The following is a 22,871-nucleotide window of genomic DNA, read 5'->3' as shown; positions in this document are numbered from 1 at the left end:
CTCCGGCAAAGGTTGCCGGAGCTTCTTTTTTTAATTCAGTTGCAGCGATGCAGGGCCGAATTCTTCGAACCTGATGGCGCCTGGGGATATACCTTTTGCAGTGAGGTATTCAAAATGCTTTTTAATGAAGCCAGCAGGGCCACAGATATAGTAGGTGGCATCTTCCGGCATTTCCGGTAGTGCTGCCAGGTCTACCCAGCCTTGTTTCAGCTGAGCAGTTTCCTGCGATACCTTATCGTAGAAGATATGGCTCACCAGGTTATTTTCTGTTGCGGTCCAGTTGCTGATGGTATTTTTGAATGCGTGCACTTCTTCGCCCCTACAACCGTGGATCCAGTATTTTGTTTGTTTGTGATCGTTATTGAGTAGATGTTCCAGCATAGAGAGGAGCGGCGTCTGGCCAACACCCCCACTGATGAATACCACCGGGTTTTCATTTTCCTGTAATACGAATATGCCTGCCGGTGCGGAAACTTCGATCATATCTCCTTCTTTCACGGTATGATGCAAGGCATTGCTGATCATGCCATCCGGATGGGTGCTGCCTGCTTCCTGTTTCACAGAGATACGGTAATATTCGCCGTTCGGTGCGCAGCTGATGCTGTATTGTCGTGGCTGCAGCAGGTTTATTTCTGGCAGGAAGAGTCGTACGCTCAGGTATTGGCCAGGCTGGAAATCGGCCACCGGACCGTTATCTGCCGGGTAAAGCAAGAAGGAGGTAATTTCTTCAGATTCTTTTATTTTCTGTTTTACGATGAAGGGGCGCCATCCTGTCCAGCCGCCATGAGACGCAGTTTTCTGTTCATATATGCCGGCTTCATGGCCCATCATGATGCTGGCCAGCTGTTGATAGGCGGCAGTCCATGCGTCGAGTATTTCTGCTGTTGCTGCCGCTCCGAGCACTTCAGCGATGGAAGCGATCAGGTGTTTACCTACGATCTGGTAGTGTTCAGGGCGGATATCCAGACTGGCATGTTTATGACCGATGCTGTCTACCACGGGAAGGAGTACAGCTGGATTTTCAATGTGTTCCGCATATGCCAGCACGGCCATTGCCAGGGCTGCCTGCTGTTTGCCGTTTTGCTGATTGCCCATGTTAAAGATATTTTTCAGCTCCGGGTTATGCGTAAACATACGTTGATAGAAATGTGTGGTCAGCGTACGGCCATGTTCTTTTAATACTGGTACGGTGGCTTTTACCAGTTCAATTTGCACAGGTTTCATCGTAATTATTTAATAAAATATATAAATACCTTTTTATCCTTTATTTTAATAGATGTTATGCCGGCTGCACCATATTTCAAGACAAAGTTAAATACAAAAAATAATAAAAGACAAATTTATCTTTTATTATCTCTACGGGAAGATCATCTACCCGGAATAAGCATTTATGCAACAGATATTTTATAAAAAAACATCGGGTAAATAGCGCTGGTGCTATATACCCGATGAAATACTTTCTGCCGTTAATATTTATCAGTCAGACATTTATTCAGCCGCATTATGATCATAACTAATCACACGGGTCATCTTCCATACACCATCTTTCAGTATCCAGACATGTGTGAACTTTGCAATACCAGTGAGGTATTCCGGCTTTCCGGGTTCTGTAATATAAAACTTATGCTCACCGGTGAGTACGGCCCCATATATTTCATGGTTCTTTTCAAGCGGATAAACTTTCATGGTTTCGGGAATCGCTTCTCTACGGAGCTGGAAATTATTTCTGTCTTTACAGAGATTTTCCTTCACGCTGTTTACCAATGCAGGCAGACCAAATAAAGGGCCGCCTTTATCGTGGTAGAATTCCACATCATCAGAGAAGAAGCCCTGGAATTTAACAATATCACAGCTATTGTATGATTTCCAGAAGGCACTGTCCAGCTGTAGAATCACGCCAGTAATACGCGGGGTAATTTGTTGGGCAGATGAAGGTGTTATGTTTATAAATGATGTTAACAACATCAGTACCATCAGTTTTTTTATCAGGGAGTACATAATTACTTTTTTTACTTTGACAGATATACTCCTGATTTTACAGAAACAGTACCACGATTGTAACGGGCATGCCAGTTCTTAAAAACTCAATACCACAGAGGATTTCAAATTTTGGCGACATGTAAGCACCGATACATTATTGTTCAAATACGGACAATTCTGTTTAAAAACCGAACAATAAAAAATCCCCTGCGGCGGTTGCCACAGGGGATCAGTATATACTTTCGTTATGAATTATTTCTGAAAGAATAACTTCTTAGGTGCTTCTGCGGTGAGCTCACATTTAACGGGTGAGCCAGCAGTTACCAGTTTGGTAATTTCGGTAGCGCCTTCCAGCACGGTGCAAATAGAGAAATGTTCGTCTTCCACTTTTGCTACTACTATTCTGCCGATGGTTTTCTTCCTGGTGAGTTTTTTACCATCCACATTTACTTCTACTACCTGGTATACTTTGAACTCGTCACCTTCTTTGGTTTCTACGGCTTTACCAGCGGTCAGCAGTACTTTAGAGGCGTCGCCATAGGCGGTTTTCTCTTCAATGGAAGCAATGCTGGCGGTGAGTTTAAAGTTATCTTTAATGAATTTTTCCAATTTTCCACGGGTACCGTTCAGCGCATCTGAAAAAGCATTCTTGCCTTTGGCAATATTATCGAAATTGCCGGAAGCCGTTACTTCTCCGGTGTTGACATCAATGATTCTTACGGTGTAGATCACTTCTGCCTGCGGCGTTACGGTGGTTCCCAATACGGGCACTTTGGATTCTTTCTGATCTTCGGTTACACGAACTACGTTACCGATGAGCAGGTATTGTGCCCCCAGGTCTTTCATTTTCTCTACTTCTGCATTTTCTGCCGGAATGGCTTTCACCTGGTCCATCTCTCCGCGCTCTACCAGGGTAAAGCGTTTGCTTCTGATAAATGCATCTTCCACTGTATTCTGGATGGTAGACTGATATGCACTTGTATCGGCACCGTTACTCCTGAAGGCAACACCGATCACCGGTTTTGTTTGTGCGAAAGCAGCATAGGAGGAAAACAGTAAAGCTATGGCAGTAAAAAATTGTCTCTTCATATTGAACTAGCCTCTTATATTTTTGGATAACCTATCGTTTGAAACCCTATAGTTGTACTAACAAAAATAATAATACGTCTCAAATTTAGCTCAAAAACGTATAGGCTAATCAGTTATTATGCCCTTAATGGCTGCATAACGAATAAGAAGGCTAATTTTAACACCATTTTAAGACTGTTACCCTTTAAACTGCAAACCTGCGGCAGCGAGTGCCTCCGTCATTTTGGGTACAGAAGATTTCCCCATGCCATGCAGCAGCATAATATCTTCCAGGGTGTGGTCAGCCAGTTGCTTCAGCGTGGTAATCCCCTTGTTTTCCAGTGCGCGCCTGGCGGGGGCTGCCAGTCCGGGTACGAAAAAGGTAGGCTCCGGCGCTTTCTTCACGGCTGATTTCTTCGTTTTACCCAGGTTCTGCTCAATACGATAGCGCGTAATGGCGGTTATCAGGGCAGCAGGCAGCGGCTCATTCAGCGGGAGCTGTACGGTACCTTTGGAGGTTTTATAATGGGTAAGTTCTTTTTCGAAATGTTCCATAGCACCTGCACCCGGATAAAATCCGATATGACTTTTGTAACCGGCGAAATGTACCAGGTGACCATTCAAATCGAAAGTGGGGATGCCGTAACTAATCGTTTCAAAGGCCAGGGGAGCAGCTTTACGGATAATTGCCCGTATTTTCTCCAGCATATCCTTTACCTCTGCCGGGAACGCCGCTATGTACGCATCGATATTTGCAGGCTGAACTGATTCCATATAAACGGGGTTTTTACTCTCTTCGAAATTACAATCGGGGTACCAGAAGGATCAGGGCTTATTGCGACAATTTCAGGTAGAAAATCCGACGTTTTCAGGTATAATCATTGCGGCAGTACAGCTATGCCCTCCAGTGTGGTCGCATATTACCACTACTCCCCTGCCCGAAAGGTGCTCAGGGTTACTTACACTTCAGGTAAGGTATACGACTACCTGCAAGTGCCTGCTACCGTATATGAAGCCTTGAAAGCCGCCATTTCAAAAGGCACCTTTCTGAACCAATATATCAAAGGTCACTACAACTACAAGTTAATAAATTAATTTATTTTCTTATATAATGAGAACGTAAAGAATCAGCCACCGTATTTTCTCCTCCGGTCAGGAAGGTGATTACCTTAGATTTCTCTACTGGCATATGACAATCAATACAGTTCTGTTTTAACTGCACTACCGGCAGTGCTTTATTGGTACAGAATTTCGGTGATTCCGGCGGGTGACAGCTCATACATTTCAGCGAATAAGCCTGCAGGTCGCGGGAATCTTCATGGGCATTATGGCATGTATTACAAGTCAGCTGGTTCATACTTTCCCGGAAGCAGCGGCTCTTTTTCAGTAGCTGGTATTGATTTCCATGTGCATCTGGTGCTTTGCCGGCAGGTGTGGCGAAATAATCTGCCATAATAAACTCCGACAGCTTATTGCCCGGCCGGAAATCGAACAGGGAGCGCTGCGGCGTCAGCAGGCCGGAATGGCACAAAGCGCACATATCTACCTGTTGCTGTGCGGAAAGCTTGCCCACCTCTACTATTCCATGTGGTGTTTTATCGTCCGGATGCTGGGAATGCCAGGCCACATGCTCCTGGGCAGGTCCGTGGCAACGCTCGCAGTTGATACCGTACATCACCTCATTTTTAGGGAATAATTCTTCTTTACGTATACCGGTCATCTTTTCTTCTACATTCACATAAGAGCTATGGCAGCTGAAACAGGTAGCAGGCACCATTCTTTCGAAGAAAGGATGTGTGGCAGGATATCCTGGACTGTTTACCCAGCTGTTGACAGGCTTGAAGTACGACAATGGCAGCTGATAATAATGGTTGTTACGCCAGCTAAGGTAGGTCTGTGCATTGCGCCCCTGTCCTACTACCACATCGAAACTGGCACGCTGTTGCAGCTGACCGTTCGTATAGGCTGTCTGATAAAACTGGCTATCTGCCTTTTCTGCTTTTACGACAGCACCGCCGCTGTACACAAAGGAATCATTTGGCGATTGGAAACTACCTAAAATGGTAGTGGTACTTGCCGGTGCGGAGGCATGGTAATGGGCAGTTTTAAGGTAGCTGTCATATACCGTTTTATGGCAGCTGATACAGGCCTGGTCACCCGCAAAAGCAGGCCCTCTCTCATCTTTCTTACTTCCTACACATTGGGATAATATCATCACACTTATCCCGATAAACACAACAAAATAAAACGATCGCTTAAACATAACAGGGGAATCTCTGCGAAAGATACAATATCTTACCAAATCTTACCAGATGTTGCGCGGGCAGCCATCCGCGTATTTATTACCCAGGATAATACCCAGTACGATCTCGTGTGTGCCGCGGGCATATGTTCCCAAAGCGGTAGTGGTATTATCATAGGAATAGCCTACGTTGAATTTATTGAAGATATTAAAGCCCATCATGGCGCCGAAGCTGTCTTTGTACCTGTAACTGGCCCCTACCCAGAGCAGGTCGTTGTATTGCAGCTTAACATTGGTTTCTACCTGTAGCGGCAAAGGGTTGATATATTTCACCATTACAGAAGGCAGGAGGTTAAACTGATCGTTCAGCAAAAACCGGTAACCGCCGGTAAAGAAGAGGTGTGGCACCGTCTGGCCGGTTTGAGCGGTAATTTTACTATCAGAGAAATTCAGTTTCGAAGGTACAATCTGTAATGCAGATATACCCAGGAAGAAGTCTGCAGAATAGAGATACAGCCCTGCATTCATATCAAATTTTGTTTTATTGACGATGCCGGCACTATATACCGCCGGATCAACAGTGGTATTACCAAAATCGAGTTCATAGCTCTTGAGGGAATACCTGCTGATACCTGCGCCAAAACCAGCAGCGATACTGGTTCTTGGGGAGAGACCTACATGGTAGGCATAGGTACCATAGGCGCTGAAGTTGGACAATGGCCCGGTAGCATCCTGTATTACCTGCAAGCCTATGCCGTGATGTGGCTGTGCGGCGGTATAATCTTCCCAATAGCGGTGGCCGCGCGGATTTTCGCCAGGCACTTCAAAAGAAGTGGCGGTAGTACGGTAATCCTGTTTACCAATGGGTCCCTGAATAGTAAAATAGGTAGTCACCGGTGCACCATCGAGTCCGGCCCACTGGTGGCGGTGACTCACTTTTATATCTGTATAATTTTCAATACCGGTAAGTGCTGGATTGATGATATACTGATTGAGGATATACTGGGTATAGTGTGGTTTCTGCTGCGCAGCAGCGGATAATACCATCAACAAGAGGCAGGCCTGAAAGGCAACATTCTTCATCTTCATAAACCTTTACCGAATGATGACCACCCAACCGGAAGGATTTTTTCCAAACCCGGTTTTAAGATCTATTGTATAGTAGTAGGTGCCTACCGGCAGCGGGCTGCCGTTGATGGTACCGTTCCATTCGTGACTGTAGCCATGGCTTTTGAATACCAGCTGTCCGTAGCGGTTGAATACATTGATATCCGATTCGGGATAGGTATCCAGTTTATCGATTTTCCAGGTATCATTGATACCATCGCCGTTAGGGGAAAAGGCATTGGGAATGCTGATCTTCTTATATACCCTGACAAAAGCATCGTCCGTAGCAAACCCGCAGCCATGGCTGGAAGTAACCTGCAACGTATATGTAGTATCCGTTGCAGGGCTAACAATTGGGGTTAACGAGGAGGCATTCGTTATATAATAAACAGGTGTCCAGGTGAAGGTCACATCAGATCCTCCGGCGCTGCCGTTGAGTTGTGTGGTTTCACCTTCGAATATTTTTTTGTCGGGGCCGGCATTAGCGACAGGTTTATGCCATACATTCACGACTACGGTATCTTTATCGGTACACTGTCCGTTACTAACGGTGAGGATATACGCCGTTGTATCTGTGGGTGTGGCCACAGGGTTGGCACTGGCCGGATCTGATAGTCCGGTGGCGGGTGTCCAGGAGAAACTGTTACCACCACTCCCCTGCAGGGTAACACTGCTGCCTTCGCAGATGCCGGCATCGGACCCGGCATTTGCTACCGGTGCAGCATTGACATCTACCGTAGTAGTGCCAGTATTGGTGCATCCGAGGGAAGTGGTAAGTGTAACAGTATAGACACCGTTGTTGACGGCGTAAACAGGACTAATGACTGGTTGCTGAAGATTACTGGTAAATCCGTCAGGACCTGTCCAGCTGTAGGTAGATCCGTTATCGCCGCTGGCGCTGAGCTGCAGCGATTCCCCTTCACAGGCGGGATTATTGCTACCTGCATTGGGGTCCGGGTCCGGTTGTACATCTATCGTAATCAGGTTAGAGACCGTGCGGCAGCTGGACGACGTGATATTGGTACCCTGCGCTGTTGCCAGTCTGTAAAGGTATTTTCCGGCAGCTGTAGGATTACGTATATACGTTTGCGTTGTTTCCCCGGAGATATCTGTCCAGGTGGCGCCATTGTCTGTGCTTTGCTGCCATTGGAAGGCCGGGTTCGTATAGCCGGTAGAGATAGTACCCTGGAGGGTATACGTAACAGGCTTATCGGCACAATAGGCGATGCTGGTACCACCGGTTTGCAAGGCGGCAGTGAGGTTAGGACCACAAGGGCGGAAGGTGATATCATCCAGCGCAAGGTCATTGGCAGGTGCGCCACCGGGGCTGTTGTTAGTCATTTTGATGATCACATCGGAAACACCGGCAGGCGTGGTAAAATAGAAGCCGAATTGCCGCCATACCGGGCCGGAGCTGGTACGTGCGATGGTACCGGTGCTATATTGCTGAATGACAGTATTACCGTCGGCAGTGAGAATAGAAAAAGTAACATTAGGAGGATTGATATCACTGGAGCGCAAAAGGTTGACGATCCAGGCGGCAAATTCATATGTTGTATTGGGACATAACCCGGTTACTTTCTTTTTATAAAAATAATCTGTAACAGATGTATTGGCATTTACCACCATCATATAGCCACCGGAATTGCCGGTATGGTCAGTGGTAGACCACCAGACGTTCCCGGCGCCGGCAGTGGTATTTTCTACCGTATAGGAGCCATCATAGGGGAAACTTTGAGCGACATATGTATAGCTGGTGATATCACTGCCTAAAGCAGCAGCAAAAGTGGCCGTTCCTGAACCGAAGTCGATATTTACAACCGGGTCGCCCAAACTACCCGTGCACAGTTGAGCAAAGGCAGTGCAGGTGAATAGGAGCAGCAGGCAAAGTAATCCGGTTCTCTTCATTTTCAAATAGTGTGACAGGTATAGTATTATAGCTGTGAGCCTGATTGTCCGACAAAAATATTCTTATCAGGATAGTAACGGGAATTATTATACGAATCGGTAGAATGTATAGATAAACAGGCGGAAGCCCTTTTATTAGCTTCCCGTCATCCCGTTCGGACCTTCGGTCCGAAACAAATTCCGGGATTTCAGCGCCACCGCAGGTGGCGTTGAAATCCCGGAAAAAGAGAAAATTCGTATAGCTATAGACGTTAGCTTACCAGTTTGGACTCCTGAGATATAACAATTATTCTCTATCTACCTTGTAGGTTTATATACTATATTTGTTTAGCATGAAGATATTATTAATAGAGGACGAACCGGCTGTAGTATCCGTGATTACGCGGGGACTGACAGAAGCAGGCTATGAAGTCAGTGTGGCGCCTGATGGCACCAGTGGCTTAAAAATGGCCCTGGACAATCCTGTTTTCACATTGATCATACTGGACGTAATGTTGCCCGGTCTCAACGGCATTGAGGTATGTAAAGCCATTCGTAAGGAAGGCACGGCTACCCCCATCCTGATGCTGACAGCCCTGGGCACCACAGAAAATATAGTCATGGGACTAGATAGCGGGGCAGATGATTACCTGGTAAAGCCTTTTAAGCTGGCGGAACTGGAAGCCCGCATCCGTAGCCTGTTGCGCAGGAAAAGTGGCATAGCAGCCCCCCTGCCGGTGACAAACAGTAACATATTGCAGTTAGCCAACCTGGAGCTGGACACCGACACCAAAACAGCCCGCCGTGGAGGCAACAACATTCAGCTGACCGCCACAGAATACCGGCTGCTCGAGTTTCTGCTGAAGAATCCCCGGAAAGTATTGTCCCGCATGGAAATCCTAGAGCAGGTATGGGGCATCGACTTTAATATGAACACCAAAGTGGTGGATGTATATGTTAATTATCTCCGGAAAAAAATAAATAAAAATAATCAGCCGGAACTGATACAAACCGTAACAGGACTGGGTTACATGCTGAAGGAAGGAAATACAGATGAAGATACGCCATAAAATACTGATCGTTTTTGCAGGCCTGACACTGTCCACCATCATGATCATGGGCGGACTGATCTATTATTTTGCCAATCAGCATTCATTTGAGGACTTCTATAAAAGGCTGGAAATCCGCGCCTATCTTGCTGCAAAGGCTGCCCTGCCGTACTACGAATCAGATGCCGTTATCTACAATGAAATCAGGGATGAACACCTGGAAAAATTGCCCGCAGAAAAAGAGTATTTTTTAAAGGTAGACAGCATGGGCCATGTGGCACAGGATTCCACGCTTTCCCTTCCTCCATCTTTTTATAATAAAGTCGTAATTCAACACCGCGCTACCTATCGCGAAGGCAACCGCTTCTATGAAGGGGTGCTGTACAAATCCAAACAGGGCCTGTATGTGGTGATCGTATCCGCCATCAACCAGTACAGCACCGAGTATATGGCCTGGCTGCGGAAGATATTGCTGATATGTTTCAGTATATCCGCTATCATATTAATAGGCGTTGGCGCTATATTTTCCCGGTATATATTACAACCTATCCGTCATATTATGACGCAGGTAAAAAGTATCAGCAGCCGAAACCTGCACCTGCGGCTCAAAGTAGACAACAGCGGTGACGAAATCAATGAGCTGGCAGATACCTTCAATAATATGCTGGACAGGCTGGAAACCGCTTTTGAAACACAGAATAACTTTGTGAGCAACGCCTCCCATGAGCTGAGTACCCCACTCACCGCCATCATCGGAGAGGCCGAACTGGCGCTGAACAAGGACCGTAGCCAGGAAAGCTACATCCATGCCATCAAAAATATCCTGGCAGAAGCAGGAAGACTCGAACATATCACCAAAAGCTTACTGCACCTGGCCCAAACCGGCTTTGCCAATACACGCCCCGACTGGGGAATGGTTCGAACCGATGAATTATTGTTTAATGTTAAGAATACTGTTGATAAAATTATCCCTGGTAGTCAGGTAGATATAGATTACAGTCTTTTCCCTGAAGAGGAAGAAAAGCTGACGGTACGAGGCAATGAACAGTTGCTGGAGCTAGCTTTGAGCAATATAGTCATGAATGCCTGCAAATATTCCAACAACAAACCTGTATCTATAGCCCTGGCAGCCACAGACAAGAAGGTCATCATCATTGTAAAAGACCAGGGGATAGGCATCCCACAGCAGGACCTGCCTTATATTTTCTCTCCCTTTTTCAGGGCCTCCAATACGGGCCACTATAAGGGGTATGGCATTGGGTTGCCGCTGGCGATGAATATCATCCGGATGCATAAAGGAGATATTATTGTTAACAGCCAGGTAAACGCCGGAACCGAGATCAGGATTGAACTTCCACTGTAGCGTTCGTTTTTCTTACCGTTTTCTTACCACATTCTTACAACCTTTTAACCGGCCTCTTACCGGCTTCTAATCTTGTGCGCATAGTTTTGTATCATAAATGCAACAGCTATGAAAAATGTACTTATTCCTACTGACTTTTCGATTCGTTCTCTTGGTTATGTACACAATGTAGTATCGCAGTATCCCGGTGAAATGGTCAACGTAATTTTTATGCACGCGTTGCGTATGCCGGACTCCATTTTTGACCTCGTAACGTTTACACGAAACAGCAGACATATAGAATTAATCAGCGCCGACTTCAAAGATGGCTGTGAGATTATCCGTAATAAATATGCCTCTGCGATAAAACAGTTGAAGGTGGAGTTCTTCCATGGCGATACCAACATCGCATTTAAGAATTTTTGTATTGCCAACGACATCGATGTGATACTTCAGCCGATGGACCTGGAATACAAAGCGCCAGGGAAGCGGAGTTACAACCCCGAGAAAATAATTAACAGATCTAAGTTACCGAAGATCACGGCGCCGTTGCCAGGAAACAGGAAGATACTGGTAAAAGCAACAATTTCATCATTGCTGCTGGCATCTGAATAAAAAAAATTTAAAACAGTATTTATGCTGCTGAAGAAAAATATTCCCTTTGGGTATGTATTTGGAAAGATAAAGTATGAGATTCTGATGGTAGCCGTTTACAGTATGCTTGTAAACATATTATACTATCAGTATGGATATAAAAATATTAGTATTCCCATTGCGGTGCCAATGGTATTAGGTACGGTATTGTCGCTGTTGCTGGCATTCAGATCGAATCAAGGATACGATCGCTGGTGGGAAGCGCGTACCATATGGGGAGCAATTGTAAATGATTCCCGTTCTCTGTCCAGACAGATTTTAACGTTGACAGCATCGGATTATCCATCAGAAGAATTAGAGAGTTTCAGAGAACGTTTTATAAAGCGACAGGCAGCATGGTGTTATAGTCTTGGTCAGTCATTACGCAAAACAGATCCGTTGAAGGGGCTGGAGCGTTTACTGAGCAGAAGAGAATTAAACTATGTGATGAAGTATGATAACGTACCTGCTGCACTGTTGCTTTTACATGGCCGCGATATCAAGCTGGCACTGGAAAACGGCTGGATCAACAATTACCAGCAGGTGAGCCTCGATCAGACGCTGAGTAAGTTATGTGATTCTATGGGTAAATGTGAGCGTATCAAGAATACCATTTTTCCTGCAACGTATAGTTTGTATACACACTTTACGCTGTTATTCTTTATAGTGTTGTTACCGTTTGCCCTTATAGATTCCTTAGGCTTTATGGAAATACCATTGGTAGTAGCCATTTCTGCCTCATTCCTGCTGATTGAGCGTATGGGTATCAGCTTACAGGATCCGTTTGAGAACAAGCCTACGGATACGCCGGTAACAACGATTGCGCGGACTATTGAGCGTGACCTTCGTCAGATGTTGCACGAACAGCATGACCCGCAACAGGAAGAAGTTTTAGACCATCCAAAGTACTATGTATTATAGCCAGACAATTTGTGCAAGGCAACAAATTATAGCGTTAAAAGGCAACCCCGGTTTTTACCGGGGTTTTTTATTTTGCTTTTTCTGAGATGATTAATTTCTGCCAAACACAGCACCATCGGTGATTACAAGCTATTCATTTCATCTATTCCTAAACTGTATTTAATTTATTTTTAGCGGATTTCAATAATACCTTTTGGAAGTTTGAAACTTTTTGTTCTATATTTGCAACCCCAACGGGAAGGATCGGTAGTTCAGTTGGTTAGAATGCCGCCCTGTCACGGCGGAGGTCGCGGGTTCGAGTCCCGTCCGGTCCGCAAGAAAGCATCTCTGCAAAGAGGTGCTTTTTTCGTTTAGGGATTATTCTGATTATATTATAGATCATCAATAACGTGCAATAAACTATCATTTACATACTCATTAAAAGTATTAGAGTATATCTGGGTAATAGTATTGCTACGCCCCAGGGCCAGTCGGCAAGGTATAGCATGACTTCCATTAAAATGATCAACCTTAGAGATAATCAACTCCCCCGGCATTAAATAGATATTAGGCTGTCCTGTGCCACAGATGCCCTGCTCGCATAATTTCTTATTCACCTTTACCCATTGTCCACGGCTATTCATCATCTCTCTGTGCATTTGGCTCACATTATAGGTTATCCCCAATGACACCGCTGTATCGCACAGATTACGTATAATGACTATTGAAGCATGATAGTAGCGGTTTGAGTCACAATAATGGTCAATAGACCTGTCTTTGTTGAGATATTCCAATGCATCACATGCAGGATATGAAGTATCAACCTGTACAGATATGTTACATGTTGAATATCTTAAAATCCAATATGCCGGATATTCTTTGAATCTGCATTCTTCACGCTGCCAGTAACGCGTTCCAATATTGATCGTATCTTTCGAAGGCCCAAGGTAATAGATAGGAAAACCATCATCCTCAAAAGATTGCAAATACGCATTAGCACTACGGGAAGTATCTTCCAGTATAAATCCACCTATATGAGAGAAACTGACAGGTACAGGCTTGTGGAAGCAAGCGGAAAGCAACATGATAAATAAAAACATGATTTTGGGTCTCATAGTCTTTGTATAATGATGCTATACTGGAATTATTCCATATTTGCCAGCTGTGGTTCGCAAAAAAGCATCTCTTCTCAGAAATGCTTTTTGCGCTTTATTTGAGCAGGGTTAACAATGGTTCTCCGTCTGTACCGCATAAATCACGTTACCGGAAACAGATAATATAAACATCTTCCCTTTTACAGCAGGCAGCACCAGCTTCCATGTTTTTCCCTTATCGGAGGTCCTGTAAATGCCATTAGTATGACCACAAAAGAAATCTTCCCCCACCTGAATAATGGACGTTTTGTATTCCTGCTCAACAGGGGTGGTCTCTTTTTGATGCCAGACTGAGTCGTTGCCTTGTGCCGGATATCTGGCATTTATGAACTGTGAGGGTGCGTCAATAATAGTTTGCGGCTGCAGGCCAGCATCAATGGGCTGCCAGGTTTTCCCGCCATCGTAGGATGTTCGCACTCTTCTCGTCCTGGCCGCTGCACTGTAATTGATAGCAGCGAACCCACCTTTGATACTTTCCACATCAATGCCCACGCCGCCCTCACTGATCACCAATTCCCAGTTTTCACCTTTATCAGTAGATCTGATTATTCCTCTATTGGAGGTGGCCACCATAACACCGTCCGACTCTGCCACTTTGCCTAACAGGCCCCATGCATGGACATTTTCCCATGTTTTTCCATTGTTGGCGGATCTAAAAAGGCCTTCGTCGGTGCCAACGAATAGGGTGCCTCCTGCAGTTTCTGTAACAGTGCGTACTTTTTTCTCCTGTAAATCCGTGAATATCGGCAACCAGGCATTTGTTCCGTTAAGCTTTTGTAAAATGGGACTATAGTAACTATATGCAAATATCCCCATCTTACCAGGAGCAATGCTGCTATGTTTGTCAGGGAATATATCCTTGGTCCAGAAAGGAGCTGCGGAATTCTTGCTGCTGTGGTATATCCAATTTCCATCGGTTAGATAGAGCCCATTATCATCTGCGTAAACAACATTTCTGTTAAGGTCGTAGCCATCCTTCACATGTTCGGGCAGCCCGTTACTAATGTCCTGCCAGGTTTGTCCGCCATCAGCAGACCTAAAAACGATGTTTGCTGTTCCGGTGCTATCGGTATGTCGGGTGTGGAGACTATCCGTGAGTAAAGAAGCCTGCTGCATTCCTACCGGCCGGTTACAGCAGCACAGAAATGGGACAAGGAGCAAAAATGAAAAGTGATTGAAATTCATGACGGTAATTAATTTGGTACAACAATGCAGTAAAGGTATTTGGCCCCAATTTCCCTGAAGGTTTTTAGTGGTAAAAAGATGTAAAAAGCGGTGTAAAACGTTTGTAAAACCACGTAAACTGGGGGTTAATAGTTATTTTGCGTATATGAAGTCATATATTTTGTTGGGTTCTTTTGCCTTGATAATTATAATTTTAATTGGTGCTGTTGCGGTTAACAAGAAAGAAAAGGAAACCCCTGATCACCATTTAGAAGTTGTATTACGTGATATAGGGCACCAGCTTTTGCTTTCCGCCAAAGATTCTACCTCCCGGGTGCTGCCGGTTAAGAAAATAAACGGAAACACGTACCAGATTTCCTTTCAAAATGACTTCAGTTTTGTTTCAGATACCCTTATCAACCTGGTGCAACGGGAATTTCAGAAAAGTGCGCCGGCAACCCACTATATCGTGAACCTGAGGAACTGTAAGCAAAATGAAACCGTGTTTGCTTTCGAAATAAATCACCAAAAAGGCGACCTGACACCTTGCCGGGGTCGCAAGCTGGAGGTGGATTGCTATATTATTGAAATTGAATTGTTAAAGGCGCGCTCCTTAAATCCCCTTTGGCTATTGCTATTGATTATTCCTTTGGGGGGTATTGCATATTTCATGAAAGATAAGTTTCGGAATAAAAAAGCGCAGGAACCCATCATAGATAATGATAATTATATACAATTGGGACGCTTTAGATTTTATTCAGATAAAAATATGCTGGAAATTGAGAATAAAACTATTACGCTTTCAGAAAAAGAAACAAAAGCACTTAAAATATTTGCTGAGAATATAAATCAGATCGTAGAAAGGGATAAACTGATGAAAGAGATCTGGGAAAATAACGGCATCGTAGTTATTAGTAGAAATGTGGATGTATTAATATCTAAATTACGTAAGATATTAAGCGACGATAACACCATTAAGTTTATTACGGTACCTGGCAGGGGTTATAAGTTAACTATTGAGTAAAGACCCATTTAAATCAGGCAATCAAAAGTCACAACTGGCTGAAAATTAATTAAATGAGATTTCACGGACAGTGTCCGCAAATTCTCTGGGTACATCTTATTTTGCTATTCAACACCGTCTACAAAAGCATTTAAGCAAAAAGGTGTTTTTTCTTTTTAAGACAGTCTTCTCACCAACGCATCTTTATACGTAAGTCCAACAGAAAGCTTTATCCCATCCACTACCATGAAATTCCCTTCCAGGTATTGGATAAAACTGGCATTTATGATAGTTGACCGATGTATTCTTATGAATTTTGATGCAGGAAGCAACGATTCAATCTTCCCGATGGTTATATAACTCACAAGCGTACCACCAGTTGTATGCACTTTCAGGTAATCCCCCAAAGCTTCTATGTAGCGGATTTCTGAAAAGTCCACTTTTACCAAACGTTTGTCTACTTTAAGGAAGATGCTCGTGGTTTGCAAGGCATCCCTTTCCTCATGGTCTACCCTGCCTGGCTGCACAATTTTCTGAACCGATTTCAGGAAACGATCAAAGGAAACGGGTTTTACAAGATAGTCTACCGCCTCCAGCTCAAAAGCATCTACGGCAAATTCAGCGTGAGCAGTAATGAATATCACTTTAGGCGCATTCCTGATTGATTTGACAAAATTCATCCCATTAATGCCAGGCATGTCGATATCCAGAAACATCAATTCTACCGGCTGGCTTTGCATTACAGTAAAAGCCTCCATGGCGGTATTATAACAGCCCAGGCAATGCAGATCCGCTATTTGATCGATATAGGAAACAATCAGCTGCCTCGCCAGAGGTTCGTCATCGACTACGATACAGTTGATCATGAAATGTTAATTACTAAGGTTACTGTAAAGATTCCCGGCTCATCATGAATAATCAGTTCATGGTTGTCCGGATAAAGCAATTCTAAACGTTTTCTCACATTTACCAAACCTATCCCGCCATATTTGTCTGCTGTCATCTTTGCGGATAAGTTTTTTGCATTAGAGATTTGGAAAATAAGCTCATTTTCATCAACTGACAACACCATTTTCACCCATTTATCCTGCATATGCTGACCCAGGGCATGTTTAAAGGTATTCTCAATTAACGGCATAAACAGCAAAGGTTCAATATTGATATTATTTATCTCTCCCTGGATACTAAAATCAATCAGGTCCATAGCGGTATGCCGTAGATTTTCCAGGTAGATGTAATTCCTGATAAAATCCACCTCCTGTTCTAATTTAACAGTTTCATGCCGGCACTCGTAAATCACATACCTCATTATCGAAGACAAACCTTCAATCATCTTAGGCGCACCTGGCGATTGCTGCACACTTAAAGAATAGATGTTATTTAAAGTATTGAAAAAAAAGTGTGGTTGTATCTGGATTTTTAATTGGTTTAACTCCAGTTTTAACTTTTCTGTCTCCACTACGCTCAGGTTGTGCTGTTTTTTAAACAATAACTTCACTACATATAACGAAGTGGCCCCCAGCAATACTAAACAGGTGTAACCCAGGGATTGGTTAAAGTATCCTTTAGACAGATCTTCAGGATGTGCGCTTAAAAGATTATTGCGATATACTTCCGGTATGAATGGAAAGTGAATCATCAAAAGACTACTCAACCTGGAACCCAATTCATACAACAGTATATATACCGGAAATAAAACTACTGCCAATAAGTATTTCCCTTTCCCTATAGTGTAGGGTAAAAATATACGATAGAATAAAATGATCAGGGGTAACTGAAAAATATTGAGCAAGACAAGGCTCCAGGTGAATGAAAACTGACTGAATATCTGAAGACCTACTGCCAGCGGACTTAATACTCCTGTCACAAATAAATACACCAACTCAGCCAGCAGGCCTTTCTGTCTATAGCTAAGTACAATAGGTCGAAAACGCATTCCTCTAAATTAAACATCATTTATAAGTTCAGGAAAATTTTTAGCCGAACCTGCTGTTTCACTGGTCGAAGTGAATGAGATATCTGTCCGGCAAGCAGGAATCAGTGTTCATCGAAAAAAAATATCATTGGAATATAGCTGGATTAATATTGGGGTATGAAAAGAAATTATGTCATCATGCTGATTTTGTTCCTGTCAGCGGCAACTGCTTTTGGACAATCTAAAACACAATATCTTCAGCTTAGTGAGCTATGCAGGACATGGGGATCATTAAAATACTATCATCCTGAGATTGCCAGTGGCAAACATAATTGGGACAGCTTATTGATCGTCAGCATAGATAATATTTTATCCGCCAGGGATATTAATCGCTTCCATGAAGCAATTGATGGTATGTTAGCAGCGGCTGGCAATGATACGGCTGCGTATTATTCGCCCGAAACTGATCGTTCAGTAAGATACCGCAACTATGATATTTCCTGGATCAGACGTGCGAAATATCTGAGTGGTACGCAGAAAGAAAAGCTCCATTATATAGCCACTCATCCTCACAGGGGAAAAAACTACTATGCACATCCGGGTGATGATATGGACAGCACTGTTGCTACCCCTAATGAGCAACCATATAAAGACATGTTGCTTCCCGATGTCAACTACCGCTTGCTGGGGCTTTTCAGATTCTGGAATGTGATCAACTACTACTATCCTTACAAATATGCGATAGGCAAGCCATGGGATAAAGTACTGCAGGAAATGATTCCCATGATGGTAAAAGCCAGTGATACACTTTCCTATTATCGGACGATCGCGCAAATGGCGGCCGCTATAAACGACTCACATGGAGGATTATGGCCAGAAGTATACAAACCAATTGCAGGTAAATACATGCCTCCTTTTAATTTCCGTCTGATCGAAGGGAAAGCTGTCGTAACAAAAATTATCGACAGTACACTGGTAAAGGATACCAGGTTCCAGGCAGGCACAACACTGGTAGCTGTTAACGGTATTCCCATCTCCCGCCTGATCAAAACATATTGGGACTATGTACCCGGATCGAATGCCGGCGGCAAGCTCAAATCCATGCATGCCTTTATACTTAACACCCATTCAGCGCAGGCACTATATAGCGGCATCAACAAAGAAGGAAAGAAGATCAACTTAGTACTGCAACAAATAGAAAGGGATTTTTTAAAAGACTATGCTGATTTTTTCCAGATGAACAGCAAGATAACGGCTAAGGTACTGGAAGGAAATATCGGTTATGTGTATTTTAGTAATCTCAACCGCCAAAACCTGGATAGTGTCATGAATGCTGTTTTGAATACCAAAGCGATCATCTTTGATATGCGCAACTATCCGGAAAACGGAACAGGAACATACCAGGTTCCTGGTTACCTGCTCTGCCAGCCAGCAATATATGCCAGAAACACCTATCCTGATTTCAGTTTACCGGGCAGATTCAACTACATGGTATCGAATGAGGGTACGCCATTTTCACTGGTTGGAAGACACAACCCAAATCCTTACAGCGGAAAAATCATATTGCTGGTAGACAGCCGTACCCAAAGCGCAGCAGAATGGGCCTGTATGACTTTGCTCACATCCCGAAACGTAACGGTAATAGGAAACCAAACAGCAGGAGCAGATGGTAATGTGACCCGAACGGTTCTTCCTGGTGGGTACAAGATAGCTTTTTCAGGTTTAGGGATCTATTTTCCTGATGGCCGTGAGACCCAGCGAACAGGCATCCCAATTGACATAGCGGTAAAGTATACGGTAGCAGATGCCATCGGAAATCGTGATCCTGTACTCGCTAAAGCAATTGAATTTGCAAATAAATAGCTTCTACATGCAGGCTTTTCTTATCTTTCCAGGTTTTGAAATATCAAGTAAATCCTATACTAATGAAACCTCTTCTTACGAATGCATTGCTGGCATTGGCTATACTTAGCACTATGCACTGTGGCACGCCTCCTTCCAATAACAAAGCAACAAACACTGACTTAACAGCTGCCTCGCCGGTGGACCTTTCATTCCGCACAGCGCGGAAGGGTTTCAAAACCAGGTTGATTAAGCTTCAACGTATGGGAACCCATACCATAGCTCCTCCTCCCAACATCCTTTCTCTCGTGTCTTTTCCAACAGAAATAGGTAATATGGATGCATACCTGAGTAAAATACCAGATGACGGGAAACTGCACCCTGCCATCATCTGGATTACCGGTGGCTTTGGCAATGGTCTGGACCCGGTATGGGAACCAGCAGATACAGAAAATGACCAGACAGCATCTGTTTTCAGAAAAAGTGGCCTGATAACCATGTATCCTTCACAACGTGGTGGGCAAATGAACCCCGGTCACGACGAATCTTTTTTAGGTGAAATAGATGATATTATTGCTGCGAGAGATTTCCTTGCCAAACAAAAAGGAATTGATTCTAATCGTATCTACCTTGGCGGACACAGTACCGGTGGTACCAAAGTGCTGCTTGTCGCAGAAGTCACCAATAAGTTCAGGGCTGTCTTTAGCTTTGCACCGGTTTCCTATGTGGTGAGCTATGGCCCGGATGCGCTTACCTATGATTTCAACAATGAAGATGAATCGCTGATGCGCTCACCCATATGCTGGTTAATTGACATAGCCACGCCAACTTATATCCTGGAAGGGAATGATCCTGAAAGGAGTAATATTGAGGAACTACGTAGAATAAATAAATATGTAAAAAAATATGAACTGCCACTCGTTCATTTATTCGAGATAAAAAACAAAGATCATTTCAGCTCATTATACCCAGCCAGCGCTATTCTGGCAAAAAAAATACTTGCCGATACAAGTGCCAATGTGAATTTTGAATTTAATGAGGAATTGTTTGGGAAGGTGCAAATGAAATAGCACATAAATAAAAAAATATGGTCTCTGCAAAATCTGAAGATGCAGAGACCATATGAGCTACATAAATTATTTCTCCAGAATTAGTTGCTCCCGCTGATTATCAATGGACCAACGCCGAAATTTATTAAGGAAAGTCTTTCCCAGCAGAAAGCTATCAGCTTCTTTGGATGCACCAATAACCAGGTTATCAACAGTAAACTTCCCTACCTGGACATGATTGATTTTATATACATCACAAAGCAGTATCCTTCCATTGGCCAGGGTATAGGTTTGCTGTCCCAGGAAATCATCTTTAGATACCAGTTTCAGTTGAAGCAATTTATTCATCATGGTGTCCGACACCAGCATATCAGTAGCTCCGCAATCCAGCATCCATACGTTTACCACCGGGCCTATTTTCACTTTCAGTTTCGTCATACCGCCAACAGTGATTACATCAACAGAGTCGATCCTTTTGCTACCGTTTACATCCAGACTATCTGCTACTTTCCAGGCATGGGTAGGAGATATTTTTTTATAGGGATATCCGCCGCAACTATAGGCAATTTCATTAAACAACATAGAATTAGGATCATTTATATCCTTAACACTTTCTGCATTAATTTTCCGTTTCGCCATAATAGATACCGCACAATCGCAATAGCTATTTATTCTGCTTTCATCCAGTTTTTCCTTTGTATTCTCCCGGATATACGCTGCCATAGAATCCCGGTAGGTCGTCATTTGAAGCGGTGAGAAAAAAAGATTGTTTTGCGAAATGGTACTGTAGCAGTCCTCGATACGTTGCTGTAATGCTACATCTTCTTCTAAAAGTTTCGTTAAAGATAAATGAGGATACAAACGTTCATATTTCTTTATTTTCGCCATAGGAAAATACCTGTCAAGTTGCTCCGCCTGGCAGGTGCAGACCTTTACAGCTTCCTGGTTATTGGCATCTGCTTTCAAGGCTTTTATGCAGTGCCAGATGATCGTATTTTTCTCCCATACATTACGTCCCTCTTTGGAACGGATATATTCCTCCCCAGGTTTGGCAAACTGGGCTGATACGTCAATGGAAATAAACAGTAATATAAATACAAGAAATCGCATAAAAAGCTTTGACAGATTGAATATAGATGATTGGTCTTAAAAATTTTGTACGGCATAACGTACTTTAACATCCGGCAACATCAAGACTGCGGGCTTTTTACCAGTTGTGATCAGTACCTGATCTATTGGCCGGGCATCTGTAGCCGAATTATCCACGAACACTTGCACAAGGCGGATACCTGATTGCGGCAGGAGATTACGTGGAACCTTAACAGGAGAACGGTTCATTTTCAACAACCAGTCAGGCCGTCCGTTGATTAGTTTAACAGGAGGATGAACTACCTGTAAATCTGTTGCTCCAGCTAAGAGACCCGCGGTTAAAGGTTTTCCGTCCTTCAATAATACAACAGATTGCCCCGAAGTTTTTGATACCGCGATGCTATAGAGATCAACATCCGGTCGGTTCATAGGCACCGGGGATAATCCGGCCTGATCGATCGTCAGTGGATCAATGCCTGTTTTATCTTTAAGAATGGCGGCCATTTTAAGGTATGGCTTTTCTTCATTCAGCAAAGGATGCTCAGCGGCATGACGTTCGCCCACATAAACGAGTATTTTACTATCAGGGAACGGCTGTACCCCGCGACGGATAAGATTCTCTGCCTGTGCCTGTTCCCTTTCCTGATCAGTGTATCCCCTACCTGCTGTTTCATACGACACCGGACGGTATCCCATCGCCAGCGATTGCCTGATAAAATCAGCAAATACAGGATCATCAAAATAGTATCCACTATAAAAATCACCCGCCCCTCTAACTATGCCATCCTTCGAAAGTTGCTCCATTTTAAGCCGCGCTTCCTGGTCATCAGCATATGGTCTTAGCGCTTCAACAGCCAGCACTGTATATCCCAACGGTTTCAGGGCTTTCGCAACCTCCAGGCCGAAGGCACGACCACGTGGGTCCAGATGATTTTCATTAAGAATAACAATACGTGTATCACGCGCACGCCTGACTATTTCATCGATAGCCGGGATTGCTTTGGCCATCCGCAAATCTGAGACCTGCTCTTCCGGTACGTGAAAGTCAGCCCCTTTAGCCTTGTTGAATGAAGGAATCCCTGTTATCGCAGACATCACCTGTGCCCATTGGTCCACAACATCGGCATCATCTATCTGATCAATACTTTCTACCCCCAACCTTTTGAGCAGACCAAAAGAAGCGTCCAGATACTTTCCATGTGACACGTCGCTGATAGATTGCTTGTAAGCTTCCAGGAGCGTATCATTGGGTATTTTTTTTATTGGCAGCACAGTGCCGGCAGATTGTGCGGCAACCGTCATTCCAATTGCAGGCGCTAAAAGGATTGTCAATATACTGATGGAAAGTAATAGTGTAATTTTCATATGTACAGTGTAAACCAGAATCTGGAAATGCAAGTAACGCAAAAAAGCTCACTTTTTAGAAGTGAGCTTTTACTTGAGAACT

At 43.9% G+C, this 22,871-nt stretch carries 21 protein-coding genes and 1 tRNA gene; 9 read left to right on the top strand and 13 right to left on the bottom strand.

Annotated features, from left to right (window positions below; translation table 11 throughout):
- Positions 1-30: 30 nt before the first annotated feature.
- The 4 genes from hmpA to F3J22_RS30385 form a co-directional block, all read right to left on the bottom strand.
- Positions 31-1,224 carry an NO-inducible flavohemoprotein gene (hmpA, locus tag F3J22_RS07960; protein ID WP_167015958.1) on the bottom strand — a complete coding sequence of 398 codons (1,194 nt, stop codon included), beginning with the start codon at positions 1,222-1,224 and terminating at the stop codon, positions 31-33.
- 264 nt (positions 1,225-1,488) lie between these two features.
- Complete coding sequence (locus F3J22_RS07955) at positions 1,489-1,998, bottom strand: nuclear transport factor 2 family protein (protein ID WP_167015957.1); 510 nt, start codon at positions 1,996-1,998, stop codon at positions 1,489-1,491.
- 234 nt (positions 1,999-2,232) lie between these two features.
- The gene (locus F3J22_RS07950; protein ID WP_167015956.1) at positions 2,233-3,069 is read right to left on the bottom strand and encodes a CsgG/HfaB family protein; all 837 of its coding nucleotides are present in this window, start codon (positions 3,067-3,069) and stop codon (positions 2,233-2,235) included.
- Positions 3,070-3,246: 177 nt separating this feature from the next.
- The gene (locus F3J22_RS30385) at positions 3,247-3,822 is read right to left on the bottom strand and encodes a DUF1801 domain-containing protein (RefSeq protein ID WP_205195161.1); all 576 of its coding nucleotides are present in this window, start codon (positions 3,820-3,822) and stop codon (positions 3,247-3,249) included.
- A gap of 135 nt (positions 3,823-3,957) precedes the next feature.
- Between F3J22_RS30385 and F3J22_RS07940 the strand changes: the two genes are divergently transcribed.
- A complete protein-coding gene (locus F3J22_RS07940; RefSeq protein ID WP_370459408.1) occupies positions 3,958-4,143 on the top strand; it encodes a KTSC domain-containing protein in 186 nt (61 codons plus the stop codon).
- Between the two features lies 1 nt (position 4,144).
- Here F3J22_RS07940 and F3J22_RS07935 read toward each other — a convergent pair whose 3' ends face one another.
- From F3J22_RS07935 to F3J22_RS07925, 3 genes are all read right to left on the bottom strand, one after another.
- Positions 4,145-5,263, bottom strand: a complete 1,119-nt coding sequence (locus F3J22_RS07935) for a multiheme c-type cytochrome (protein ID WP_240155091.1) — start codon at positions 5,261-5,263, stop codon at positions 4,145-4,147.
- 90 nt (positions 5,264-5,353) lie between these two features.
- The gene (locus F3J22_RS07930; RefSeq protein WP_370459407.1) at positions 5,354-6,373 is read right to left on the bottom strand and encodes a type IX secretion system membrane protein PorP/SprF; all 1,020 of its coding nucleotides are present in this window, start codon (positions 6,371-6,373) and stop codon (positions 5,354-5,356) included.
- Between the two features lie 12 nt (positions 6,374-6,385).
- Positions 6,386-8,305, bottom strand: a complete 1,920-nt coding sequence (locus F3J22_RS07925) for a gliding motility-associated C-terminal domain-containing protein (protein ID WP_167015951.1) — start codon at positions 8,303-8,305, stop codon at positions 6,386-6,388.
- 332 nt (positions 8,306-8,637) lie between these two features.
- On the opposite strand from F3J22_RS07925, the gene F3J22_RS07920 reads away from it, so the two are divergent.
- The 5 genes from F3J22_RS07920 (at position 8,638) to F3J22_RS07900 (ending at position 12,543) form a co-directional block, all read left to right on the top strand.
- Positions 8,638-9,354 carry a response regulator transcription factor gene (locus F3J22_RS07920; RefSeq protein WP_167015950.1) on the top strand — a complete coding sequence of 239 codons (717 nt, stop codon included), beginning with the start codon at positions 8,638-8,640 and terminating at the stop codon, positions 9,352-9,354.
- Positions 9,338-10,696 carry a HAMP domain-containing sensor histidine kinase gene (locus F3J22_RS07915; RefSeq protein WP_167015949.1) on the top strand — a complete coding sequence of 453 codons (1,359 nt, stop codon included), beginning with the start codon at positions 9,338-9,340 and terminating at the stop codon, positions 10,694-10,696. Before F3J22_RS07920 ends, F3J22_RS07915 begins: the two co-directional genes overlap by 17 nt.
- Positions 10,697-10,804: 108 nt before the next feature.
- The gene (locus F3J22_RS07910) at positions 10,805-11,290 is read left to right on the top strand and encodes a hypothetical protein (protein ID WP_167015948.1); all 486 of its coding nucleotides are present in this window, start codon (positions 10,805-10,807) and stop codon (positions 11,288-11,290) included.
- Positions 11,291-11,311: 21 nt separating this feature from the next.
- Complete coding sequence (locus F3J22_RS07905; RefSeq protein WP_167015947.1) at positions 11,312-12,229, top strand: bestrophin family protein; 918 nt, start codon at positions 11,312-11,314, stop codon at positions 12,227-12,229.
- Between the two features lie 240 nt (positions 12,230-12,469).
- Positions 12,470-12,543, top strand: a tRNA-Asp gene (locus F3J22_RS07900).
- Between the two features lie 57 nt (positions 12,544-12,600).
- On the opposite strand, the gene F3J22_RS07895 is transcribed toward F3J22_RS07900, so the two are convergent.
- Together F3J22_RS07895 and F3J22_RS07890 are read right to left on the bottom strand one after the other, a co-directional pair.
- Positions 12,601-13,323: a hypothetical protein gene (locus tag F3J22_RS07895; protein ID WP_167015946.1), complete on the bottom strand. Its 723-nt coding sequence runs from the start codon at positions 13,321-13,323 to the stop codon at positions 12,601-12,603.
- A gap of 108 nt (positions 13,324-13,431) precedes the next feature.
- Positions 13,432-14,478: a sialidase family protein gene (locus F3J22_RS07890; RefSeq protein WP_167015945.1), complete on the bottom strand. Its 1,047-nt coding sequence runs from the start codon at positions 14,476-14,478 to the stop codon at positions 13,432-13,434.
- 214 nt (positions 14,479-14,692) lie between these two features.
- On the opposite strand from F3J22_RS07890, the gene F3J22_RS07885 reads away from it, so the two are divergent.
- Positions 14,693-15,550 carry a helix-turn-helix domain-containing protein gene (locus F3J22_RS07885; protein WP_167015944.1) on the top strand — a complete coding sequence of 286 codons (858 nt, stop codon included), beginning with the start codon at positions 14,693-14,695 and terminating at the stop codon, positions 15,548-15,550.
- A 155-nt stretch (positions 15,551-15,705) separates the two neighbouring features.
- Here the strand turns inward: F3J22_RS07885 and F3J22_RS07880 are convergent, their stop codons facing one another.
- Together F3J22_RS07880 and F3J22_RS07875 are read right to left on the bottom strand one after the other, a co-directional pair.
- On the bottom strand, positions 15,706-16,395 hold the full coding sequence (locus F3J22_RS07880) for a LytTR family DNA-binding domain-containing protein (protein WP_167015943.1): 690 nt from the start codon (positions 16,393-16,395) through the stop codon (positions 15,706-15,708).
- The gene (locus F3J22_RS07875; RefSeq protein WP_167015942.1) at positions 16,392-17,465 is read right to left on the bottom strand and encodes a sensor histidine kinase; all 1,074 of its coding nucleotides are present in this window, start codon (positions 17,463-17,465) and stop codon (positions 16,392-16,394) included. Before F3J22_RS07875 ends, F3J22_RS07880 begins: the two co-directional genes overlap by 4 nt.
- Positions 17,466-17,621: 156 nt before the next feature.
- On the opposite strand from F3J22_RS07875, the gene F3J22_RS07870 reads away from it, so the two are divergent.
- Positions 17,622-19,307: a S41 family peptidase gene (locus F3J22_RS07870; RefSeq protein WP_167015941.1), complete on the top strand. Its 1,686-nt coding sequence runs from the start codon at positions 17,622-17,624 to the stop codon at positions 19,305-19,307.
- Positions 19,308-19,369: 62 nt separating this feature from the next.
- Positions 19,370-20,356, top strand: coding sequence for a S9 family peptidase (locus F3J22_RS07865; protein ID WP_205195160.1), 987 nt, complete (start codon positions 19,370-19,372; stop codon positions 20,354-20,356).
- A 66-nt stretch (positions 20,357-20,422) separates the two neighbouring features.
- Here the strand turns inward: F3J22_RS07865 and F3J22_RS07860 are convergent, their stop codons facing one another.
- Positions 20,423-21,445, bottom strand: coding sequence for a retropepsin-like aspartic protease (locus F3J22_RS07860; protein WP_167015940.1), 1,023 nt, complete (start codon positions 21,443-21,445; stop codon positions 20,423-20,425).
- Positions 21,446-21,481: 36 nt separating this feature from the next.
- Positions 21,482-22,789, bottom strand: coding sequence for a hypothetical protein (locus F3J22_RS07855; protein WP_167015938.1), 1,308 nt, complete (start codon positions 22,787-22,789; stop codon positions 21,482-21,484).
- Positions 22,790-22,871 lie beyond the last annotated feature (82 nt).

Source organism: Chitinophaga sp. Cy-1792 (assembly GCF_011752935.1).
GTDB lineage: Bacteria > Bacteroidota > Bacteroidia > Chitinophagales > Chitinophagaceae > Chitinophaga.
The sequence above is the reverse complement of the archived record's forward strand: the minus strand, read 5'-3'. Positions and strand labels throughout refer to the sequence as shown.

What these genes read in the sequence shown, in the direction of transcription:
- hmpA (WP_167015958.1), bottom strand. Translation starts at nt 1,224, where the DNA reads ATGAAACCTGTGCAAATTGAACTGGTAAAAGCCACCGTACCAGTATTA.
- F3J22_RS07955 (WP_167015957.1), bottom strand. Translation starts at nt 1,998, where the DNA reads ATGTACTCCCTGATAAAAAAACTGATGGTACTGATGTTGTTAACATCA.
- F3J22_RS07950 (WP_167015956.1), bottom strand. Translation starts at nt 3,069, where the DNA reads ATGAAGAGACAATTTTTTACTGCCATAGCTTTACTGTTTTCCTCCTAT.
- F3J22_RS30385 (WP_205195161.1), bottom strand. Translation starts at nt 3,822, where the DNA reads ATGGAATCAGTTCAGCCTGCAAATATCGATGCGTACATAGCGGCGTTC.
- F3J22_RS07935 (WP_240155091.1), bottom strand. Translation starts at nt 5,263, where the DNA reads ATGATATTATCCCAATGTGTAGGAAGTAAGAAAGATGAGAGAGGGCCT.
- F3J22_RS07930 (WP_370459407.1), bottom strand. Translation starts at nt 6,373, where the DNA reads ATGAAGAATGTTGCCTTTCAGGCCTGCCTCTTGTTGATGGTATTATCC.
- F3J22_RS07925 (WP_167015951.1), bottom strand. Translation starts at nt 8,305, where the DNA reads ATGAAGAGAACCGGATTACTTTGCCTGCTGCTCCTATTCACCTGCACT.
- F3J22_RS07920 (WP_167015950.1), top strand. Translation starts at nt 8,638, where the DNA reads ATGAAGATATTATTAATAGAGGACGAACCGGCTGTAGTATCCGTGATT.
- F3J22_RS07915 (WP_167015949.1), top strand. Translation starts at nt 9,338, where the DNA reads ATGAAGATACGCCATAAAATACTGATCGTTTTTGCAGGCCTGACACTG.
- F3J22_RS07910 (WP_167015948.1), top strand. Translation starts at nt 10,805, where the DNA reads ATGAAAAATGTACTTATTCCTACTGACTTTTCGATTCGTTCTCTTGGT.
- F3J22_RS07905 (WP_167015947.1), top strand. Translation starts at nt 11,312, where the DNA reads ATGCTGCTGAAGAAAAATATTCCCTTTGGGTATGTATTTGGAAAGATA.
- F3J22_RS07895 (WP_167015946.1), bottom strand. Translation starts at nt 13,323, where the DNA reads ATGAGACCCAAAATCATGTTTTTATTTATCATGTTGCTTTCCGCTTGC.
- F3J22_RS07890 (WP_167015945.1), bottom strand. Translation starts at nt 14,478, where the DNA reads ATGCAGCAGGCTTCTTTACTCACGGATAGTCTCCACACCCGACATACC.
- F3J22_RS07885 (WP_167015944.1), top strand. Translation starts at nt 14,693, where the DNA reads ATGAAGTCATATATTTTGTTGGGTTCTTTTGCCTTGATAATTATAATT.
- F3J22_RS07880 (WP_167015943.1), bottom strand. Translation starts at nt 16,395, where the DNA reads ATGATCAACTGTATCGTAGTCGATGACGAACCTCTGGCGAGGCAGCTG.
- F3J22_RS07875 (WP_167015942.1), bottom strand. Translation starts at nt 17,465, where the DNA reads ATGCGTTTTCGACCTATTGTACTTAGCTATAGACAGAAAGGCCTGCTG.
- F3J22_RS07870 (WP_167015941.1), top strand. Translation starts at nt 17,622, where the DNA reads ATGAAAAGAAATTATGTCATCATGCTGATTTTGTTCCTGTCAGCGGCA.
- F3J22_RS07865 (WP_205195160.1), top strand. Translation starts at nt 19,370, where the DNA reads ATGAAACCTCTTCTTACGAATGCATTGCTGGCATTGGCTATACTTAGC.
- F3J22_RS07860 (WP_167015940.1), bottom strand. Translation starts at nt 21,445, where the DNA reads ATGCGATTTCTTGTATTTATATTACTGTTTATTTCCATTGACGTATCA.
- F3J22_RS07855 (WP_167015938.1), bottom strand. Translation starts at nt 22,789, where the DNA reads ATGAAAATTACACTATTACTTTCCATCAGTATATTGACAATCCTTTTA.